Here is a 21499-nt window from a genome sequence, read left to right as displayed (position 1 = left end):
TTTATTCCGCGATTGAACGGGTTGGTCGGGCAAGGATGTTGCGGAAATTTTAAGCCGCTACGCCGCAGCCTTTTTTCATTGAAAATGCATGATGTGCCACCTATTTTTTCATGCCCAAAACCGGTGCGTTAGAAAGGAGAACCAGTAAAATGATGACAAAAAATGAACAAGAAACCAGTGGCGGTTTTCCCCTGCATGCCTTAAATGAGATTGTGTTTTCCCATAATCATGATTTAATGCAAGAAAATGCAAATATGGATGGCTCTTCACCAATGGGGCAAATGTCAAAAATCTCTTCTGAAGTCAGCAAAAGTTATGCAAAGCAAATGTTGCTTAGCAAAGAGGTCGTAAAGGCGATTGATGACAATTTTATTTACCCCCATGACCTTGATTTTATGGTAACGGGTACGACCACATGTTGCCAGATTCCGCTGGGCGGGGTATTAAAGGGCGGATTTAATACCGGACATGGGTATATGCGTGAACCGAAAGACATTGGCAGCGCGATGGCTTTAGCAGCGATTATTTTCCAAGCCAATCAAAATATGCAGCATGGCGGGCAAAGTTTTCCGATGTTTGATTATGATCTTGCTCCTTACATAGAGAAAACCTTCCATAAAAATAGAAAACGTTTGAAAACCTATGCCACCAGCTATACAGACGAAGAGCTTGAGGCATTAGCCTGGGAAGAAACCGACCGGGATGCGTACCAGGCATGTGAAGCTTTTATCCATAATTGCAATTCGATGCATTCCCGCGGGGGAGGGCAGGTCCCGTTTGTATCTATTAATTACGGTACCGATACGTCCAAAGCCGGGCGATTGCTCGTAAAAAATATGTTGTTGGCAACGAAAGCCGGGCTCGGGAAAGGGGAGACACCGATTTTTCCCATTCAAATTTTTAAAATGAAAAAAGGGATCAATTTTGAACCCGGGGAACCAAATTATGACTTATACCAATTAGCACTTGAAACGACGGCAAAACGTTTATTTCCGAACTTTAGCTTTATAGATTCCACGTTTAATCGTCCCTATTATGACGGCACGCCGGAATCAGAAATTGCGTATATGGGCTGCCGCACCCGTGTGATGGCAAACCGCCATGGAAAAGAAAATAGTATCCGCCGCGGGAATTTGTCCTTTACTTCTATTAATCTTGTAAAAATAGCGCTGATTGCTAAAAATGAATGTGAATTTTTTAACATACTAGATCGTTATCTTCACCTTGCCATTCAACAATTGTTAGAACGGTTTCATTTTCAGGCAAAAAAGCAGGCAAAGAATTTCCCCTTTTTGTATGGTCAGCATATATGGAAGGATAGCGAAAACTTAAAACCGGATGATGAAGTAGGAGAAGTATTAAAGCATGGCACATTAAGTGTTGGTTTTATTGGGCTGGCTGAAGCACTGGTTGCACTGACAGGCAAACATCATGGGGAGTCCAATGATTCTTATCAATTAGGGTATCGTATCATTCAGCATATGCGGGAGAAAGTGGACAAAGCAAGTGAGACTTATGATTTAAACTTTTCCTTAATTGCAACGCCGGCAGAAGGGTTATCAGGGAAGTTTACGCGAAATGACCAAAAAGAGTTTGGAAAAATTCCCGGGGTGACGGACCGGTCCTATTATACGAACTCATTCCATATCCCGGTTTACTATAAAATCAAGGCGATTGATAAAATAAAAATTGAAGGTTCTTTTCATAAATTGTGTAATGGCGGTCACATTACTTATATTGAGTGTGATGGAGATGTTTCAAAAAATGTCCGTGCTTTGGATCGATTGGTAAAAGCCATGGCGCAATATGATATTGGCTATGGTGCCATCAATCATCCCGTCGACCAGTGCGGCGTCTGCGGTTATTCGGGAATCATTGATAATGAGTGCCCGGTTTGCCACAATGCCGATGAAAATAAGATTGGACGCATTAGACGAATAACCGGTTATCTGGTTGGCGATATGAAAAGGTGGAATTCAGCCAAACGTGCAGAAGAGAGTGAAAGGGTGAAACATCAATGAGGGTCATGAATATCATCCACGATTCGGTTGTTGATGGTGAAGGTTTGCGAACCGTGATCTTTTTTGCAGGCTGTCCGCACTTTTGCAAGGGATGCCATAACCCAAGGAGTTGGAATATCCATAATGGGACAGAGATGCCGGTTGAAGATGTCGTTGCAGAAGTGGCTGGCAATCCATTGACAGATGTAACCTTTTCCGGAGGAGAACCCTTTTTTCAAGCACGAGAAGTATGCGAAGTGGCAAAACGATTAAAAGCACTGGGAAAAAATATTTGGGTTTACTCAGGCTATACATTTGAACAATTAATTGCTTCCGATGATCTCTATCAACAGGAGTTGCTGCGATATTGTGATGTGCTCGTTGATGGCCCGTTTCTATTGGCAGAGCGTGATTTAACCTTATCCTTTCGCGGGAGCAGAAATCAGCGGATCATTGATTTAACAACAAAGCGGGAAATGGAAAGATCATTTTAATCAAAGGCAAAAGTGGAGAGATGGTTGCCCATCTCTCCACTTTTGCCGGTGTATAATCTAGCTTGTTCGGATGAATCATAGGAAATCCGGAAATGAAAGCGAACGCAACACGCGGAATTCCACAAAAAAGCTCGGTACGCCGGAAGAAGTGGCAGAACTGGTCACTTTCTTATTGACTTCTAAAGAGGAGTACATAAATGGGGAAGTCATCCGTATTGGATTTAAGTCAATATTTTGGACACCAATAAGTGAAATTTAATTTTGATCTCATGCCATATTTTTCATGACATCGCTGGTCGCTTGACATGGAGCCTCTGCGGGCGTGGTGTTATGCGAAGGGCGAAAGGGGCAATGATTTCTTTCGCATGGCAAACAAGCCTGCCACACCCGCCACTCCATGTAAAGCGGATGCTTGTAAAATTGTGAAGAGCACTACGCTGCCCCTTTGATACTGTCTTCTGTTTCTTGTGGCGTCATATAGCCCAAGCAGCTATGAATCCGTTTCCGATTGTACCAGCCTTCTATAAATTCGAATAAGGCTCTTCTGGCAGCTTGAAAGTTCAAATAGTTGACTCTGTAGATCTCTTCCTTTTTCAGAATTGCATGGAAAGACTCAATGCAGGCGTTATCGTATGGGCAACCTTTTTTACTGAAGGAGTGTTTGAACTGCTTCTTTTCCATGTATTCTGCAAATTTCTCGCTTGTATACTGGGATCCCAAATCAGAATGCAAGATCAATCCCGGACCTGGACGTTGTGCCTGATAAGCGTTTTCTACTGCCTTTAAAGCCAGTTCAGTCGTCATGTGGCGGTCAAAAGCGTAACCGACAATCTTTCTGGAATGTAAATCCATTACGGAAGCCAGGTAGCACCAACCGTCTCTCAAAGTATGAATATACGTAATATCCGTAACCCATTTCTCGTTGATGGTTGTCGTTGAGAAGTCCTGGTTCAGCAGGTTATCGTGTTCTTCCATCTTGCCCTTATTGGAATGGGGACGGTACTTTTTTCTGATAATGGAATAAATGCCTGCAGCCTTCATCAAACGCTGAACCCGTTTCAGGCTGACTTTGAGCCCTTCTTTTTCAAGCATATGGCGGATCTTCGGCGCTCCGTACCTCTGCTTGCTTTCCGTATGGATTTTTCGTATTCTGTCTGTCAACTCCCGGTTTTCCCGTTTTGTTTTTGACTCTTTTTTTGTTTGGATTGATAGTAGGTACTTCTCGGCACGCCAAGGACCGTACACATGGTTTTAAGGTCATAATGGTGTTTGGCTCTTATCTCGTCAATCATGGATATAACAGTGGTTTGATCTACTTCTTTGCGAATATGGCCATAGCTTTTTTTAAGATTTCGTTTTCCTCTTTCAGCCGGTGCAATTCTTTTTGCAGGTTCAGAAATTCTTCCGGGGTAAAAGAGCTCCCGTCATCCAGCTTAACCGGTTTTTGTTTTCTGATCCATTTGTAGATTGTCGTTTCAGACAGGCCATATTCGCTGCAGATCTGTTTTACTGGTGTTCCAGTTTGATAAAGCTCAACCACCATTTCTTTAAATTCAGCATGATAACTTTTACGTTTTTCGCTTGTGTTACCCATATCAGGACACATCCCTTCGTTAATATTATATTTCACTAAAGGGTGTCCATGAAACTATACTAGCATCAATTCAAATAAATGTTTGACTATCAAAAGGAAAGGGGTACAATATATTCAAATGAACATTTGAATATAAAGAGGTGACATTAATGAGCACCAAAGACACTTGCGAAATTTATTGTTATGACGAAGAAAAAGTGAATCGAATACAAGGCGAATTAGCTAAACACGATATAAGTAGTGTTGCCCTATTATTTAAAGCCATTGCAGATGAAAACAGAACAAAAATCGTTTTTTCACTTTGTCAGGATGACGAATTGTGTGTGTGTGATGTTGCCAACATTATTGGTTCTTCTGTCGCAACAGCTTCTCATCATTTACGGACTCTTCATAAACAAGGAATAGTGAAATATCGAAAAGAAGGAAAAATGGCATTTTATTCACTGGAAGATGAACATATTAAACAATTAATCACGATTGCTTTAGCCCATAAGAAAGAAGTGAAAGTGAATGTCTAATCAACAAACCTTACCATCTGAACAAGAAATGAAAACCTATCGCGTTCAAGGATTATCTTGTACAAATTGTGCAGCCAAATTTGAAAATAACGTGAAAAATTTAGAAGGTGTAAAGGACGCAAAAGTAAATTTTGGAGCATCCAAAATTACAGTTTATGGTGAAACAACGATTGAAGAATTAGAAAAAGCAGGGGCCTTTGAGAATTTAAAGATTCAGGATGAAAAAGAACAAAGGATAGAGTATAAGCCTTTTTGGAAGGAAAAAGAAAATATTAAGGTTTATATTTCGGCTGCATTGCTCATTATTAGTTGGTTCCTAGGAAGGCAATTTGGTGAAAATAATATTATCCCTACGATTGGATATGCTGCATCGATTTTAATAGGTGGATATTCCTTATTTATTGAAGGCCTTAGAAATTTAAGTAAATTTAAATTCGATATGGATACGCTCATGACGATCGCCATAATAGGAGCCGCGTTGATTGGACAATGGGGTGAAGGAGCAACCGTTGTGATCCTTTTCGCCATTAGCGAAGCCTTAGAGCGTTATTCAATGGATAAAGCTCGTCAATCGATTGGAATGTTGATGGATATCGCTCCAAAAGAAGCGTTAATTCGCCGTGAAAATGAAGAAATAATGGTTCACGTGGAGGATATTCAAATCGGTGATATTATGATCGTCAAGCCTGGGCAAAAATTAGCGATGGACGGAATAGTTATAAAGGGTACATCCACATTAAATGAGGCTGCTATCACTGGAGAAAGTGTTCCAGTAACCAAAACCATTGATGATGAGGTCTATGCTGGCACATTAAATGAAGAAGGATTATTAGAAGTAAAAGTAACCAAACGGGTTGAAGATAACACATTATCGAAAATTATTCATTTAGTAGAAGAAGCTCAAGCAGAGAAAGCACCTTCTCAAGCATTTGTTGATAAATTTGCAAAATATTACACACCAGCTATCATCATTTTGGCTACATTAATTGCGATTATTCCACCGTTATTATTCGGAGGAGATTGGAGTTACTGGATATATGAAGGATTAGCTGTATTAGTGGTTGGTTGCCCTTGTGCCTTAGTTGTTTCAACTCCAGTTGCAGTAGTTACTGCCATAGGAAATGCGGCAAGAAACGGTGTTTTAATTAAAGGTGGGATTCATTTAGAAGAAGCAGGTCACTTAAAGGTTATTGCTTTTGATAAAACAGGTACACTTACAAAAGGTATTCCAGCGGTTACAGATATTGTGACATTTGGTGGAAATGAAAATGAGTTGATGACGATTACAGCTGCCATCGAAAAGGGTTCCCAGCATCCACTTGGTACAGCCATTATAAGAAAAGCAGAAGAAAATGGATTGAATATTAATGGAGTTTCGGTTGAAGAGTTTCAATCCATTACAGGTAAAGGCGTAAAAGCGAAAGTAAATAATGAAATGTATTATGTAGGAAGTTCAACTCTTTTTGAAGAATTGCACGGTAGTATCGAAAACGATAAAAAACAAAAAATTGAAAAGATGCAAACACAAGGGAAAACGGTGATAGTGTTAGGAACGGAAAAAGAAATTCTTTCGTTTATTGCTGTTGCTGATGAAATAAGAGAATCATCGAAATCCGTGATCCGCAAACTTCATCAAATTGGAATTGAAAAAACTGTTATGCTTACAGGTGATAACAAAAGAACAGCAGAAGTCGTCGGAAAAGAAGTAGGTGTTTCTGATATTAAGGCCGATTTGCTACCAGAAGATAAATTAAATTTCATTAAAGAACTTCGAGGGAAAAATCAAGGTGTCGCAATGGTCGGTGATGGTGTGAACGATGCACCTGCTCTTGCAGCTTCAACTGTTGGTGTTGCGATGGGAGGAGCTGGAACCGATACAGCATTAGAAACAGCTGATATTGCGTTAATGTCTGATGATTTAAGTAAATTGCCATATACCATCAAATTAAGTCGTAAGGCTTTATCTATCATCAAACAAAACATTACATTCTCTTTAGCAATTAAATTAGTAGCATTGTTGTTAGTAATCCCCGGTTGGTTAACGCTTTGGATAGCGATATTTTCCGATATGGGAGCAACATTACTTGTAACGCTAAACAGTTTAAGGTTATTGAAGGTTAAAGAATGATGAATAACAAGGAAAAAGACCATCTTACCTAAGGTGGTCTTTTTATTTCGTTCAATGTATGAATTTGTATAAAAAAAACATACATTCATTTTCGCTTATTCTCTTGTCTTTTCCCTTTTTCTTCGATAGGATTGAGACATCCTACAAAATCGTACATTCAAATCGTTGATTTTTAAAGGGAAGGAGAAAAGATGACGACACCAAAAAATGTGCAGCCAATCCGTAGTCAGCAGCAATTAGACGATATGAAATGGGCGTTAAAACGCCACTGTTTGCCCCGAGATTACATTTTATTTGTGTTAGGGTGTGAAACAGGCCTACGGGTTGGAGACCTGCTTAAAATCAAAACTGAAGCGATTCTGAGGCTGAAAAACAAAAAAAGAAGGTTTTACGAGTAAAAGAAGGAAAAACCCAAAAAATCCGCGATATTTATATTGGCCATTGTTTTGAGGAAGTGTATGAATACGAAGCTGGATTAGACAGTGAGTGGCTCTTTCCATCCAGGAAAGGAAACCGGCCGATTACACCGACACAGGCTTATCGCCAGCTGAAAAAGGCGGCTGATTTTGCCGGAGTAGAGCATGTTGGTAATCATACGCTCAGAAAAACATTTGGCTATTGGTTTTATAAAGCCACGAAGGATATTGCCATGTTGCAAGAGATTTTGAACCATTCTCATCCTTCTGTTACTCTCCGTTATATCGGGATCACAGAAGAAGAAACTCAAAATGTCTTGAAACATTTTAGCGTGTTTCAGGATAAATAAAAATTCGGACTGTACAAAATGACAGTCCAAAAATTTTACTCCGAATAGCTTGTAGCTATTCTTTTTTATTTCTACGAATCTGATCGCAAATCTTATTTCAGTTTGCTAGTCTCGAAGGCATACATCTCCTGCGCGCACCCACCATTATTAGGCTGCAATGTTGAAAAAATTGTCAAAAACACAAAAATATTGTAAAATAATATAAATTTTTCAATAATTGGCATTATCTTATTATTATCACCATACACACGGTTGGTAAAAAAGGGGGGAAGCTTAATGATTAAAATTAGTTCACTTTTGGATCAAGAAAAAATCAAAGAGGGAATGGAAAAAGGTATTCTAAAGGAATGGATGATTACCACCTATTCTGATTTTCGAAACTCGTTACTTGATGATTCTGCTCCATATCCTTGTTATTTTGCAGTAGAAGCAGAAAAAAATGGGCTTATTCGTTATATATTTGCTGAATCGGCTTACGATACGCATGAATTATTAAATATTAGAGACGGAGTTTATGAATACATAAAAAGCTACAAATCTATAGGTAAAAGAACGACACTAGTTATCTTTTTTAAACCTTCAGAAAATGAATTGCGAGCAGAAGACTATAAAAAACAATTTTGGAATGTTGTTAAATTTTTGAATGAAAATGATCCGGAACCTTGGCCTTCCGAAATTCCAAAAGATCCAAATCATCCTGAATGGGAGTTTTGTTTTGGAGGAGAACCCATCTTTTTAGTTTGCCGGGCGCCGTTTTATTCGGATAGGAAAAGTAGATTTACTGCTAATGGTCTTGAAATTACGATGCAACCTCGTGGTACACTTGACGATATTACGGCTGATACGAAATTGGGTCAACAGTCTTGTCCATCGAAAAACCATATTTAGACTCTTTGATATAGTTTTCCAGACAGGCTCTCTGATTGTAAAATCTCCAAATATCCATAGGTTCCCAGTCCATCGTTGTCACAATGGCTTCATAATCCCAGAGAAAATCAAACAATTGAAGCTGGTCTTCCTCATACTTGTCAGCTTTTCGGATGACCGCAACTCTTCTTGGCTTTTCCCAGGAAGTTGCTTGGTAGTAGACTGTTTTTCCCTCTATAACAATCAGCTCATCATCAACATACCGGATCCACGGAGAATTGTCGTTTTCAACATACTTTTTCAATCTTGATGTCCATTTCAGTTTGCCGGCGTAGTTAATCTTCCGCTGCTCCCAATAACTGTAAAACTTTTCTCCGCCAAATCCCTTGTCAAAACGGGCGTACCGGATAAGGTACTGAGCGGAAAGCAATCGATAGGTTTCCTCGGCAAATTCAATTCCGTTGTCAGCTGAATGGACGTTTCCCGGTCTTAGCACACCGTTTAAGCAAAGATGGGATTTTCCTTCAAAAACGAGAAGGGGGTGGTAGCTTTTTCTGCCCGGCTTATGGGGGTTCACCCCGATTTTCGCTCCCTCCTGGTTTCCATAAACCGTTTCGACACTTGAATCAAAGTCAAGAATGAGATCGGAATCCAGCCATGGTTCGATGATGTCCATCACCCGTTCTTTGAATTCTATGGCAGCATCCTCGATTTTCTCCAACCTTAATAGATCCTTGCTTAAAAGCGTATAATGCGGGCATTTTCCTCCTAAGAAAGCACGAATCAAAGGGTCATTCTGGAGTGATTGAAAATGAAACATACGGGAGCAATCTGCCATCCAGCCCGCAATCAGATATACAAATATTTTACTTAGAGGAAATTTGGCATTGTCTTTCTTTAAGCAATCAAACCCCCGGAAAGTCTGCTGGATTTTCATCCGTTCCAGAAATTGCAGAAATGGGAGGATGCCACTAAATTTTGTACTATTCTTTAAATTGAATTCATATTTAATTCTTGAGACAGGAATGATATAATTCACCTTAAAGGTGCCCCCTTTCTTGGTTATTGTTTTTTTCTCAAAATCAATTATACCAGAGGATGGGGCACTTTTTTATTTTAAATTACTATTTTACTTTCGTAATCTGGGATTAAATATTTGCGATATGCCGGTCGGGACTTTGCGGAGAATGTCGCAAATCATTGGCAAACAGCCGAAAGATTTGGATGTGCGCTATTTCGGGCTGAACCATTTCGGCTGGTGGACGAGTATTAAAGATAAAGAAGGCCATGAATATTTGCCGGAGATCCGCGATTATGTCGCGAAACATGGTTATTTGACCCAGGTTGAAGTGGATACCCAGCATATGGACCAAAGCTGGCAGGAAACGCACAAAAAAGCGAAAGATCTTTTGGCGGTCGATCCGAGATTTTTGCCGAATACGTACTTGAAATATTACTTTTACCCGGATTATGTGGTGGAACATTCCGATATCCATTACACGAGGGCAAACGAAGTCATCGACGGACGGGAAAAAGAGGTGTTCTCCGCTGCTCAAAGAATCGTTGAAAAAGGGACCGCTGAAAAGGAATCTTTTTCTGCCGGCAGCCATGCAACATTTATCGTCGATCTTGCCCGTGCGATTGCCTACAATACGCATGAAAGAATGGTCATGATTGTGGAAAATAACGGCGCAATCGCAAACTTTGATGATGATGCGATGGTGGAAGTCCCGTGCATTGTCGGCACGGACGGCCCGGAACCGCTGTGCCAGGGCAGAATCCCGGAATTTGAACGGGCGCTGATGTACCAGCAGGTCACCGTGGAAAAATTGGTCGTGCAGGCTTATGTCGAAGGCAGCTATCAAAAATTGTGGCAGGCGCTGACCCTTTCAAAAACCGTGCCAAGCGCAAAAGTCGCAAAAGCATTGCTGGATGATTTAATCGAAGCCAACAAAGAATATTGGCCGGAATTGCACTAACAGCCGCGCAGGTTTATGCGGCAGGCAGCTGCCAAACATCGTAGCATCGCTGGCCCTTTTAAAAACGAACCAGATTCGGAATACCAGCCGGGGATGGAATAATGAGTTGTATAAGCTTATATGGCAGGCGCTGTCAAACAATTGTGGGACAGCGAAAGCCTTTCCTTTTAAACGAACCGGGTACTTGAGGCAACCAAAATACTGCCGGGAATGAATAAAGGGCCGTGAAACATATACATTTAAGGCGGCTGTCAAGCGGGACGGCAGGCGTTGGTTTTCTCAAAAACGGTCCGGAGTGCGAAGGTTGAATGAGGTATACCGGCCGGGATTGAAATAATGGAAGGGGCGAAAAGGAATGCGAGCTTTTCGCCTTTTTCATGAAGCGTGGAAGCTCGAGGATTGGTGCTAACTGGTTAAAAAACCCCCGGAACAAGGCAAATGATTTCAAACAGCAGCTCATTTTCATACGGGTATTCCGGGTGATGCAGGACCACCATTTTTTTCCTTGTTATGTTAAAGTAAGGGTATTCAAAAAATACGGGAGGGAAGCATATGTTTAAACTTTTTTCAAAAAAAGCTGCAGTGGAGGAACTTGTTGCGCCAATGAGCGGGAAGGTTGTTCAAATAGAAGATGTGCCGGATGAGGTGTTCAGCCAGAAGATGATCGGGGATGGCATTGCCATTGAGCCGGATGAAGGCGTTGTGGTCTCACCGGTGGATGGGGAAATTGTCCAGTTTTTCCCAACGAAGCATGCGGTCGGGCTGAAAACAAAGAGCGGATTGGAAATATTGATTCATATCGGCATGGAGACCGTTGCTTTGAACGGAGAAGGGTTCGAAGGCTTTGTTCAACAGGGGGATCGTGTAAAAGCCGGTGATAAACTGGTTTCCTTTGACCTTGAACAAATCAGGGAACGTGCGGAAAGCATCATCTCCCCTGTTGTCATCACCAATTTCGATGCCGTGGACACGTTAACCAAAACGACTGAAACATCGGTAAAACGCGGCGAATCGGTATTGTTGACGGTGAAAATGAAATAGTTTTCTTGCAGATAAAATGAACTTAAGTTTTTACATCAAGATACCCATTTGCGACGATGACTACTTTTTACAGCAGGCAACAGAGCTGCGATATTTTGTTCAATTTATACAGATGAAAAATGGGAAGACACACGCCCATCTAAATGCACGGATACATTTAGAACGATGTCTTCCCATTAAAAAGGATATGTTCTTATGCTATATCAAATGCTCGGGCAAGAAAAGCGTAGCGATACGGGCGGGATGCCGAAACTTCCCGCTTTTTTTTATGTTTATGCCTGCAGCAGCTCCTCGATCTTTTCCTCCAGGTCTTCCGGCTTTGTCCGCGATCCGTAATAGCCAATGACGTGGCCGTGCCGGTCGACGAGAAATTTATTGAAATTCCATGTAATTTTCTTCTCGCCTGTCTGCTCGAGCAGTTCGGCAAACAGCGGGTTCATTTCTTTCCCCTTCATTTTGCTTTTTTTAAACAACGGAAATGTTACGCCGTAGTTGGCTTTGCAAAATGCTGCAATTTTTTCACTTTCGTCAAACTCCTGTTTCATAAAACTGTCACTCGGAAAGCCAAGCACGGCAAACCCCTTGTCTTTGTACTTTTCGTAAAGGTGTTCAAGCCCCTCATACTGAGGTGTAAATCCGCATTTGCTTGCCGTATTGACAATGAGCAGCACCTGGTTTTTATATTCGGACAAGGACTCTTCCTCGCCTCCAGTAAGCCGTTCAAAAGAATAGTCATAAATGGACATAATCAGTCTCCTTTTCCCCGGAAATTTTATTTCTTGTCATTATCGTAAAGTGAATGTGGGGACATGTCAAATGATGGGATGGTTATATCACGGCCTGGTTTTGTGGCTCTGTTGTTAGGGCGATATCAAAATAGGTTCCAACACCAACTGTTCAAGGTGTGAAAGTAAATGAGTGGAGTGGTAAAAAATTGCAAAAAATGATTTATTTCAGACCGGATAAATATTAAAATAGGTGTATGAAGATACATACTTTTTTAAGGGGGGGATGATGGTGCCCGTTTTTTGATCAGCGGCAAATGAAGATGCCATTTTAACAAACAACGGTTGGCAGTGTTAGCTGTCAGAGACGGATGGAGTTTTAATTGCAGGGAGAAAGGTGAACACATGAATATTTTTAGCTACATTGTTTTAGGGCTTTCCCTCTCAGTGCCGGTTGGCCCCATTACGATCGAAATGGTCAAGAGGGGGATCAAGAAAGGCTTTTTGCATTCCTGGTTTGTCGGCTTGGGCGGGATGTCCGCCGATGTTGTTTTAATGTTTTTGATTTATTTCGGTGTATCTACATATTTAACTACACCAGTTGCAAAGCTGATTATGTGGATTTTCGGGTGTATCATTCTCGTATACTTAGGCTATGAGAGCATTAGAGATGCTTTTAGAGAAATCACCATATCAGAGGAGAAAAAGAAAGGAAATTTGCTGCAATCTTTTCTGTCAGGCTTTTTGATTGCGATCTCTAATCCACTGAATATTATATTTTGGATTGGCATTTATGGGTCGGTTTTAACCACAATTTTAAATACGGTAAATTCGGGAAAAGCTTTACTTTACAGCAGCGCGATTTTTATTGGGATAGCTGCCTGGGATATAACGGTAGCTTCTTCCGTTCATTTTGGAAGAAAATTTGTTCATCAGCGTTTTTTAAAATGGCTGTCTGTCATTGCCGGGATTGCCTTAATTGGATTTGGCATACATTTCGGGTATCAAGCCGTGAAAAGTTTGTATTTAGTAGGCATCGGCCACGAATAACCAGGTGGTTTAGGATGCTACATGAAGTCATCGCGCTTACGGCCATACAAAAGGCTTTTTTCTTTTTTAGAAAAAAGTAGCCGCTTCCGCAATGCCTGCTTTCGCATATTTGCTTTTTCAATTCCCATACTAGAGGTGAAGGAGGGATGAATATGCCAAAACGGAAGCACGGTGCCGAACAAAAGAACAAAGAAGGCTTTGACTCAGCCAAAACCGATTCCGAGTATTCAAGGGAATTGCAGCAGCTGGGCGATGGGGCAGGCAGCGCGGCAGCCAATCGCATGCACAAAGAAAAAGCAAAAAAAATGAAATCCTCCAAAAACCAGGGAGAATGGAAAGGCATGCATTGAAAACGGGTCTTCACTCTTTAAGAGTGAGGGCTTTTTTGCGGTGGCGGGTCTTGCGTTACCTTGGTACATTTGTACATTGAAAGCAGTGACAAATTGGCAACGGGAATTCCTGAATCCAGTTTATGGAGCCAAATGACGCTTAATGGTTATGGATTAAAAAACGACTACAAGAAAGTTTAAAGACGATCGAAGAAAAAATTCCCTTTTTGCAAAATGTATTCCAAGAGGTTCGAATTTCGGAGCAATTAGATGACGCTGCTTTGTACCAGTTTGCGACAGTTGTGAATCAGTATCCAAGACCAAATTCAGATGATTATGCCGAAATATTTGATGAATTGCTTGATCGTCCACAGGTCAGGAAAGACAGGAGCAGAGATTATAACTCCTCGAGTTATCGCTAAACTGCTTCCATTACTGCTGAACATTCAGGAAGGCACAGTCTATGACGGAAGCTTTGGAACCGGACGCCTCTTGGCATATGCTTACCGCTATGCAAAAGAAAATGGTTGCAAAATAAAACTGGTTGGACAGGAAATAAACGCGAGGGCCAACTGGGTATTTCCGGTACAAATAAAAGCTTCATCGGTAATGGAATTAGGTGTCATTACAGCGCTGTAAGGGAGATCTTATGGAGGTGTAAGATGAAAACTTATGATGAACCAAGATTTTTCATTGAAGGAAATCCATTTTTGATATAATAGAAGCATATTAAGCTGTACTAATAAAAAGCACACAACAATCAGCTTGGAAGAAAAATGATGATCCACAGCTGGCATATTAATATGGATATACTAATAAGTTTGCACGTCATGTGAGGATTTTTTGCAATATATATCAACATGTTTCAAGAAAAATTGGATGAATCGATGGAATTTGATTTAGACTTAGACGTTGATACAGCCAATATGTGATTCGAGAAATATAACAAATGGGGGATACAACTTGATTACATCAGAAGAAATTAAACGTAGATTATGGGATGGGGCAAATGAACTACGTGGTTCAATGGATGCCAGCCGTTACAAAGATTATATGCTTGGATTAATGTTCTACAAGTTTTTGAGCGATAAGACATTGGAAACATTCAAAGTGGCCAGTGGCATCGGGCAAATGTCTGAGTTGGAGCTGGTTGAAGCATACACAAAGGCAAAAGCAGAATACGGCGAAATGCTAGAGCAAATGATTCAAAACGTACTCGGTTATTATGTCTCTCCTGAGTATCTTTATCAGACTTGGATAAAAGATATCAATTCGGGTGATTTTGAAGTCCAAAAAGTAATAGATAGCTTGAATCACTTTGAGCGTACGATTGCCGTGTCTGGCGATTCGGATGACTTTCAAGGACTATTCTCAAATTCAACGCTTGATTTAACGGATACGGCATTAGGCAGCAATTTAAACGAACGGAGCAAAAATATTAAGGCACTGATTTTGCTGTTTGCAGACTTGAACATGGTAGCATTGCAAAAAGGCGATGTACTGGGTGATGCGTATGAGTACCTCATCGGACAGTTTGCGATGGAGTCAGGAAAGAAAGCTGGGGAATTCTACACGCCACGACAAGTCAGCGAAGTCATGGCACAAATTGTAGCGAGAACATCAGATATCAAGTCAATCTATGACCCGACTGTTGGCTCTGGGTCGCTACTTTTAACAGTTGGAAAGCACTTAGATGAAGATGCAGCTCTGAAGAGTAAATTCATCAATTTTTAGATGTTTTATGATAAAATGACTTATCCACATTTAGAAAATTTTTCCATCTATTTTTTCTGCTTTCAAAGTCAAAAAGAGCCGAATTTGCAAATTTCTTTTTTAAAATTGTGGATAACTTCAAAAAAACCTTTTTTTACATCACATCCTTTGCTATAATATAACCATTAAGTAAACCTTACTTGTATTGGCTTACTTAAATGGGTGAAATCCTCGTCTGTTAAAATGCGTGTCCGAAACGATTCCAACAGATTTGAGGATTTTTCTTTTGCCGTTTTTTTGAGTGCTTTTAAGATTGACGAACCTTTTTCAAACAGCTGTCTAATAATATCTGTTATTTGAACTAATAAATAATGATTTTTCATGGCTGTGTAGTTTTGGCTATTGGCATGTTCTATATTGTAACGATTATTTTTTTGTTCGTTAAATCCTTGATTTTCAATCTTCCAGCGGCTTCTTCCTGCAGCGATGAGTCGTTCCACGTTCTTTTTCGTGATTTTAATATCCGTTATAAATACATACTCTTTCGATTTCCCATCCTCTGTTTTCATTGTGGCCTCCATCAGATTGACCGTTCTGTCTTTGTAGGCAATATCATTCACCCAAACTAATGAATTCTGATCCTTACTTTGTTCCAGCTCTTTTATTGCCTTAAACTCCGTCGAGATACTTTTAATTCTCCCTTCCTTAAATCTGCATATATATTTCCATTTGTGCGCCCTGCACAGATTAAATACCGTTTCACATGCATAGAGACTATCTCCCAAGATACAAATCGGTAGTCTTTTAAATATTTTTTTTATTTTCTTTGCCAGCCTGTCGAAGGCTTTTAATTCACAATCTTGCTTAGAAACATTTTCTGATTCATTTTCGATAAATTCGGAGGCAATACTGAAGACCATATCCCCCACGACAAGCTTGGCTTCAAGTACATGGTGCATATAAAGTACGTTCGTTTCTCCTGTTTCTTTATTTGTATATGCCCGTCTCAGGCAGTGTTTACAATGTTTCTCATGAAAGGTGTGTAATCCAGTTCCATCAATGATGACACCCCAGTACTTTCCTTCAATTCGATAAGACTCGAGAGACCTTTTTTTCAATAATTCTTTAATCATATACGTTCTAATTTTTTCTAATTCATTTACATCTAAGCCAGATAAAAAGTCGTTAATTGTATCATAATGTGGAAGTTCTTCAAGAGAATCTAAGCCTAACACCTTCCCTACATTTTTAATACATTCTTCTTTATTAAAACGCTCACTCATGTTTCTCATGGATTTTAGGCCGGTCATATTTTTCAACATCATCGTAAATAAAAGGACCTCTGGACCATAAGTGATATAGCTTTGATGTCGGTGGTCTGCTACCTTTTTTAGGTTATTCATCAGGTCTTTGAAAAAATGCTTCTGAATTTTAAGGAACTCGAAAAAATAATTTGCTTCTTTTTCACGATTTCTTTTTTCTTTTCTAGTAACCAAAATAAAAACCCCCTCAAAACAGCCAAGTTTAATTAGGGCTTGCTGAACGAATCAAATTTTAGCTTGTATTCGACTTGTCACTAAGCCATGCCAAAATATTCGTCCAGCAAGCTCTAATTATTTAAATTATTACATATTTGGCCGTATTTTTGGGGGGGATACTTAAATTATCACGAAAAATTTTTACTCCTCAGAGCTGATGAAGATGCACAAAAGAATCTGAGCTATTACGGGCAAGAAAAGAACACAGCAACCTATAACCTAACCCGTATGAATTTATTGCTGCACGGTGTTCGGCCAGAAAAGATGACCATTAAAAATGGTGATACACTTTCCCAAGACTGGCCAGAAGATCCAGAACGCCCGAATGAAGGCGTGCAATTTGATGCAGTGGTGATGAATCCGCCATATTCAGCGAAGAATTGGAACAGATCAGGGTTAAAAGTTAGTGACCCTCGTTTTGAAGTTGCTGGAGTGTTGCCACCAGATTCTAAAGGGGATTTTGCTTTCCTATTACATGGATTATTCCACTTAGGACAAAACGGGACGATGGCGATTGTCTTGCCTCATGGGGTGCTGTTCCGTGGTTCAGCAGAAGGCGAAATTCGCAAACGATTGCTTCAAAAAAATTACATCGATGCCATTATCGGCTTGCCAAGTAATTTATTTACCAATACAGGTATCCCAGTCGTCGTCATCATCTTGAAGAAGAACCGAAAATTTGACGATCCTGTTTTAATCATTGACGCATCTCATAGCTTTATTAAAGTTGGAAAACAAAATGTCCTGCAAGAAAAGGACATTGCAAAAATTGTGGATACATATGTTGAACGTAGAGAAGAGGAAGGGTACAGTCACCTAGCGACACGTGAGGAGATAATGGAAAATGAGTATAACATGAACATTCCTCGCTATATCCAGGCGAATGAAGAAGAAATTCCGCACGATGTGGATGCTCATCTACTCGGCGGCATTCCACAAAAGAACATTGACGACTTGAAGGTTTTACAGTCTACCGTGCCAGATGTTTTGAAACGATCCTTAAAAGAAATTCGTGAAGGATATGTCGAACTGTTAAAACCTGTTGAGGAAATTTCTAATGATGTATTGAGTGATGCTCGTATTGTTGAAATATCAAAAGAAATCGAAAGCAAAACAAAAAACTATATCGATAAATACTGGGACGTTTTGCGAAATGTTGGCAAAAGCAGTAATTTGACGCAGTTAATGAACGACATGCTGGTTGAAATCAAGCAGATTCTTTCATCCTTCCAATATATTGATGTGTATGACGGCTACCAAATTGTGGCAGAGATATGGAAAAATACACTGACACATGATACGGAAATCATTGCGTTAAGTGATTTCTATACAGCGGGACGCACACGTGAGCCCAATATGGTAACGAAAGGATCCGGTAATAAAAAACGTGAAGAGCAAGACGGTTGGATTGGCAGTATTGTACCAAATGAGTTGATTGAAAAAAATTTATACGGTGATGAACGAAAAGAAATTGAATCAAAGAAAGCCCGCATTCAGGAGATTGAAACGGAGCTATCTGAATTGGTTGAGGCTGCGAAAGAGGAAGATAGCGATGAAGCCAATGCTTTAGGCGAGTGCTTGAATGAAGCAGGTGAGGCTTTTGAAAGCAAATCAATCAAGGCCGCGTTAAAAAAGGCAAGCAAGGAAACCGTTGAATATGATCTACTGAAAAAAGTTGAAACATTATTTGCAGATAAATCAGCGCTTAACAAAGCCGTGAAAGCGGATGAAAAAGCACTCAAAGAATCCGTGCAAGAACGTATCTTGACTTTGACAAACGAAGAAATCGACAACCTGATGTATGAAAAATGGTTCGGCAATATGGTGGATGCTATAGTTGGTTTGGTATGGAAACCGATAAAAAAAGAGTTGGACACATTGCAAATGTTGCATGATCGTTATGCTGATACCTTGTCAGCAATTGATGAAGAAATTCGAGACTCAGAATCAACACTTGAAGCCATGATGAGTGAATTGGTGGTGGAAGAATAATGGAACAAAAAAATATGGTGCCAAAAAGGCGATTTAAGGAATTTCAAAATACTTCCGCTTGGGAACAGCGTAAGTTGGGGAAAGTGGTAAAAACACATCAATTCAGACCATATTTAGCGGAGCCCAATGCTGAGGGAGACTTTGAAGTAATTCAACAAGGAGATAGGCCGGTTGCTGGATATACTAATGGAACACCTTTTGAAAATTATCGGGATGTAACGCTGTTTGGCGATCATACAGTATCGCTTTACAAACCGACTAAACCGTTCTTTATTGCGACTGATGGAGTAAAAATATTGAGTGCAGATGGTCTTGAGGGTGACTTTCTGTTTTCGTTACTAGAAAGATATAAACCTGAACCACAAGGCTATAAACGTCACTTCACAATACTTAAAAATCAAGGTGCTTGGATAACCAAGAACGTTGAAGAGCAAGTCAAAATTGGCGCATTCTTCAAGAACCTCGATCACCTTATCACCCTTCATCAGTGTAAGTTAGAAAAAATGAAAACATTAAAATCCGCTTATCTTTCTGAAATGTTTCCCGCTGAAGGTGAGCGTGTGCCAAAACGAAGATTTGCAGGATTTACGCAAGCTTGGGAACAGCGGAAGTGGGAAGATACTGTAGATATATCTACAAATATGGTAGATCCAAGGACAGGGCTTTATGATGAATTACCACATATTGGTCCAGGAAACATTGAGTCATTTACAGGGAAGATTTTAGATAATGTACTAAAAGTTAAAGATAGCAATTTAATAAGTGGAAAATTTCATTTTTACAAAGGTGATATAATCTATGGAAAGATTAATCCGCAGCTTGGAAAGTATGCAATTGCGCCATGTGAAGGGCTTGCCAGTGCGGATTCTTATATATTGAATGCAAAGAACGGAGTGGTACAAAATTTCTTGTATTCTATACTACAGACTAAGGACTTTTATAAATATTCAGTATCTGTTTCATCTCGGACAGGAATGCCAAAAATCAATCGTGATGAATTAAATGTATATAATTAGGGTTTGCTGAATAAACAAAAATTCCAGATTTGACAAGGATTTTGGCCACTTTTGTCGAATATAAAGTGTAAGGATTTTATAGGAAACGTATAAAAAACCTTGCACTTGGAGGCCGTTACGATGTACAAAAAGACCGAACATCAATTAACTTTTGTAGAAGATTTTTTTCTACCATTCGGTGGAAAATTAAATAAAGAAAATCGCTGGGTCCGTCTTGCTGAATTAATCCCTTGGTGGAAGGCTGAAGAAAAGTATGCCAAGTCCTTCAAGAAAAAATTCAAAGGTGAAAAGGCTTATTCTGTCAGAGTTGCTCTTGGGGCTCTCTATATCAAAGAACGGCTTGGGCTATCTGACCGGGAAACAGTCGAACAGATCACGGAAAACCCGTATCTTCAGTATTTTATTGGGTTGCCTGAATTCCAGGAAAAAGCCCCATTCGATCATTCTCTGATGACTCGTTTTAGAAAACGTTTGGGTGCAAACATCATCAATGAACTGAATGAATGGATTGTTCTGGAAGAACAAGAACGCCAATCGGAAGAAGCATCTAAGGAAAATGGCAACGATGATGATCACCATGATGATGACGATCATAGTAGTGGTGATCATCAACCTTCCGGTCCTGCTTCGGAAGAGAATTCAACTGGATCGGCTTCTCCTAAAACGAAGAACAAAGGAAAGCTCATTCTGGACGCAACCTGTGCACCGGCTGATATTGCTTACCCTACTGACCTGGGGCTTTTGAACGAAGCCCGTGAGAAACTGGAGCATATCATTGATGTACTGCATGAACCGCACAAAGGAAAATTACGAAAGCCAAGGACCTACAGAAAAAGAGCCCGCAGGGACTATCTTTCTGTCGCTAAGCAACGCAAAGCTGGAGCCCGGAAAATCCGGAAAGCTGTCGGCAAACAACTTGGATATGTGAAACGGAATCTGGAGATCATTGGAAATCTCATTTCCCAAAGCTCCCTGTCTCTTTTGAGCAAAGATGAATACCGACAACTCCTCGTGATTCATGAACTTTACCGCCAACAGGCAGAAATGTACAAAAAGAAAACACATCGGATTGACCACCGGATTGTGAGCATTTCCCAGCCGCATGTCCGTCCAATTGTGCGTGGCAAGGCAAAAGCGAACGTGGAATTCGGCTCAAAAGTCGCCATTAGCGTTGTAGATGGCTATGCCTTGATTGAGCAACTCGACTGGGAAAATTACAATGAAGGGATCACCCTTAGAGAATCTATTGAGAACTACTACAACCGGTTCGGATTTTATCCAGAAGCGATTTTAGCAGATAAAATCTACCGAAACCGTCACAACCTGGCATACTGCAAATCTCTTGGCATTCGTCTGAGTGGGCCAAGGTTGGGACGCCCATCCAAAACGGAAGACAAAACCTTAGAACGCGTGGCAAGGCAGGATGCCTCTGAACGTAATGCCGTTGAAAGCAAATTTGGCGAAGGCAAGCGCAAGTATGGGCTAGGCCTTATTCGAGCACGCCTTCAGGAGACCAGTGAAACAGTAGTAGCCCTTCAATTCCTTATAATGAATCTGGAGCGGAAGCTCAGGGTTCTTTTTTTGAAATTTTTACACAACACTATTTTATATTTTTTTAACCGTAATTTGGCTTGTATCTGACAGAATCTCATTCGTTCAGCAAACCCTAATTACAAAGTTCCAGAAATAGAGGAACAGAAAAAAATAGGAAGCTTTTTTGTGGGACTCGACAACCTCATCACCCTCCAT

General features: G+C 40.3%; 13 protein-coding genes and 7 pseudogenes. 16 read left to right on the top strand and 4 right to left on the bottom strand.

What is annotated here, in order from left to right:
- The first annotated feature begins 149 nt into the window (after positions 1-149).
- From NSS95_RS13940 to NSS95_RS13930, 3 genes and pseudogenes are all read left to right on the top strand, one after another.
- Positions 150-2021 (top strand): anaerobic ribonucleoside triphosphate reductase, encoded by a 1872-nt coding sequence (locus NSS95_RS13940; protein WP_061565019.1) that lies wholly within the window; start codon positions 150-152, stop codon positions 2019-2021.
- Entirely contained in the window at positions 2018-2494 is a 477-nt protein-coding gene (gene nrdG, locus NSS95_RS13935; RefSeq protein WP_340713990.1) for an anaerobic ribonucleoside-triphosphate reductase activating protein, read from the top strand. Before NSS95_RS13940 ends, nrdG begins: the two co-directional genes overlap by 4 nt.
- Before the next feature lie 83 nt (positions 2495-2577).
- Positions 2578-2753 (top strand): annotated as a pseudogene (locus tag NSS95_RS13930) (SDR family oxidoreductase); the annotation flags it as partial.
- 173 nt (positions 2754-2926) lie between these two features.
- Here NSS95_RS13930 and NSS95_RS13925 read toward each other — a convergent pair.
- Positions 2927-4088, bottom strand: a pseudogene (locus tag NSS95_RS13925) (IS3 family transposase).
- Positions 4089-4237: 149 nt separating this feature from the next.
- On the opposite strand from NSS95_RS13925, the gene NSS95_RS13920 reads away from it, so the two are divergent.
- The 4 genes and pseudogenes from NSS95_RS13920 (at position 4238) to NSS95_RS13905 (ending at position 8388) form a co-directional block, all read left to right on the top strand.
- A complete protein-coding gene (locus NSS95_RS13920) occupies positions 4238-4606 on the top strand; it encodes an ArsR/SmtB family transcription factor (protein WP_013860499.1) in 369 nt (122 codons plus the stop codon).
- Positions 4599-6734, top strand: coding sequence for a heavy metal translocating P-type ATPase (locus NSS95_RS13915; protein ID WP_014097067.1), 2136 nt, complete (start codon positions 4599-4601; stop codon positions 6732-6734). Before NSS95_RS13920 ends, NSS95_RS13915 begins: the two co-directional genes overlap by 8 nt.
- A 191-nt stretch (positions 6735-6925) precedes the next feature.
- A pseudogene (locus tag NSS95_RS13910) lies at positions 6926-7500 on the top strand (tyrosine-type recombinase/integrase).
- A gap of 276 nt (positions 7501-7776) precedes the next feature.
- Positions 7777-8388, top strand: coding sequence for a YqcI/YcgG family protein (locus NSS95_RS13905; protein ID WP_013860496.1), 612 nt, complete (start codon positions 7777-7779; stop codon positions 8386-8388).
- Here NSS95_RS13905 and NSS95_RS13900 read toward each other — a convergent pair.
- A pseudogene (locus NSS95_RS13900) lies at positions 8363-9406 on the bottom strand (IS1380-like element ISBco2 family transposase); the annotation flags it as partial. The gene NSS95_RS13905 and the pseudogene NSS95_RS13900 overlap by 26 nt on opposite strands.
- Positions 9407-9515: 109 nt before the next feature.
- Between NSS95_RS13900 and NSS95_RS13895 the strand changes: the two are divergent.
- A pseudogene (locus NSS95_RS13895) lies at positions 9516-10346 on the top strand (6-phospho-alpha-glucosidase); the annotation flags it as partial.
- 552 nt (positions 10347-10898) lie between these two features.
- A complete protein-coding gene (locus tag NSS95_RS13890) occupies positions 10899-11387 on the top strand; it encodes a PTS sugar transporter subunit IIA (RefSeq protein ID WP_017551180.1) in 489 nt (162 codons plus the stop codon).
- A 272-nt stretch (positions 11388-11659) separates the two neighbouring features.
- On the opposite strand, the gene NSS95_RS13885 is transcribed toward NSS95_RS13890, so the two are convergent.
- On the bottom strand, positions 11660-12133 hold the full coding sequence (locus NSS95_RS13885; RefSeq protein WP_017551179.1) for a glutathione peroxidase: 474 nt from the start codon (positions 12131-12133) through the stop codon (positions 11660-11662).
- Positions 12134-12517: 384 nt separating this feature from the next.
- On the opposite strand from NSS95_RS13885, the gene NSS95_RS13880 reads away from it, so the two are divergent.
- From NSS95_RS13880 to NSS95_RS13865, 4 genes and pseudogenes are all read left to right on the top strand, one after another.
- Positions 12518-13162: a LysE family transporter gene (locus NSS95_RS13880; RefSeq protein WP_017551178.1), complete on the top strand. Its 645-nt coding sequence runs from the start codon at positions 12518-12520 to the stop codon at positions 13160-13162.
- 152 nt (positions 13163-13314) lie between these two features.
- Positions 13315-13512, top strand: coding sequence for a hypothetical protein (locus tag NSS95_RS13875; RefSeq protein WP_035189966.1), 198 nt, complete (start codon positions 13315-13317; stop codon positions 13510-13512).
- Between the two features lie 309 nt (positions 13513-13821).
- Positions 13822-14130 carry an N-6 DNA methylase gene (locus NSS95_RS13870; RefSeq protein ID WP_071452125.1) on the top strand — a complete coding sequence of 103 codons (309 nt, stop codon included), beginning with the start codon at positions 13822-13824 and terminating at the stop codon, positions 14128-14130.
- Positions 14131-14454: 324 nt separating this feature from the next.
- Positions 14455-15195: pseudogene (locus tag NSS95_RS13865) on the top strand (N-6 DNA methylase); the annotation flags it as partial.
- 194 nt (positions 15196-15389) lie between these two features.
- Here the strand turns inward: NSS95_RS13865 and NSS95_RS13860 are convergent.
- The gene (locus tag NSS95_RS13860) at positions 15390-16700 is read right to left on the bottom strand and encodes a transposase family protein (RefSeq protein ID WP_014095824.1); all 1311 of its coding nucleotides are present in this window, start codon (positions 16698-16700) and stop codon (positions 15390-15392) included.
- Between the two features lie 198 nt (positions 16701-16898).
- On the opposite strand from NSS95_RS13860, the pseudogene NSS95_RS13855 reads away from it, so the two are divergent.
- The 3 genes and pseudogenes from NSS95_RS13855 to NSS95_RS13845 form a co-directional block, all read left to right on the top strand.
- Positions 16899-18734 (top strand): annotated as a pseudogene (locus NSS95_RS13855) (type I restriction-modification system subunit M); the annotation flags it as partial.
- Positions 18734-19750, top strand: a complete 1017-nt coding sequence (locus tag NSS95_RS13850) for a hypothetical protein (protein WP_340713989.1) — start codon at positions 18734-18736, stop codon at positions 19748-19750. The pseudogene NSS95_RS13855 and the gene NSS95_RS13850, both read left to right, overlap by 1 nt.
- Before the next feature lie 120 nt (positions 19751-19870).
- Entirely contained in the window at positions 19871-21391 is a 1521-nt protein-coding gene (locus NSS95_RS13845) for an IS5-like element ISBco3 family transposase (protein ID WP_046722045.1), read from the top strand.
- Positions 21392-21499: the final 108 nt, after the last annotated feature.

The sequence above is a fragment of the Weizmannia sp. FSL K6-3076 genome (genome assembly GCF_038007245.1).
GTDB classification, from domain to species: domain Bacteria; phylum Bacillota; class Bacilli; order Bacillales; family Bacillaceae_C; genus Weizmannia; species Weizmannia faecalis.
This window is presented reverse-complemented; position numbering and strand designations above follow the sequence as displayed.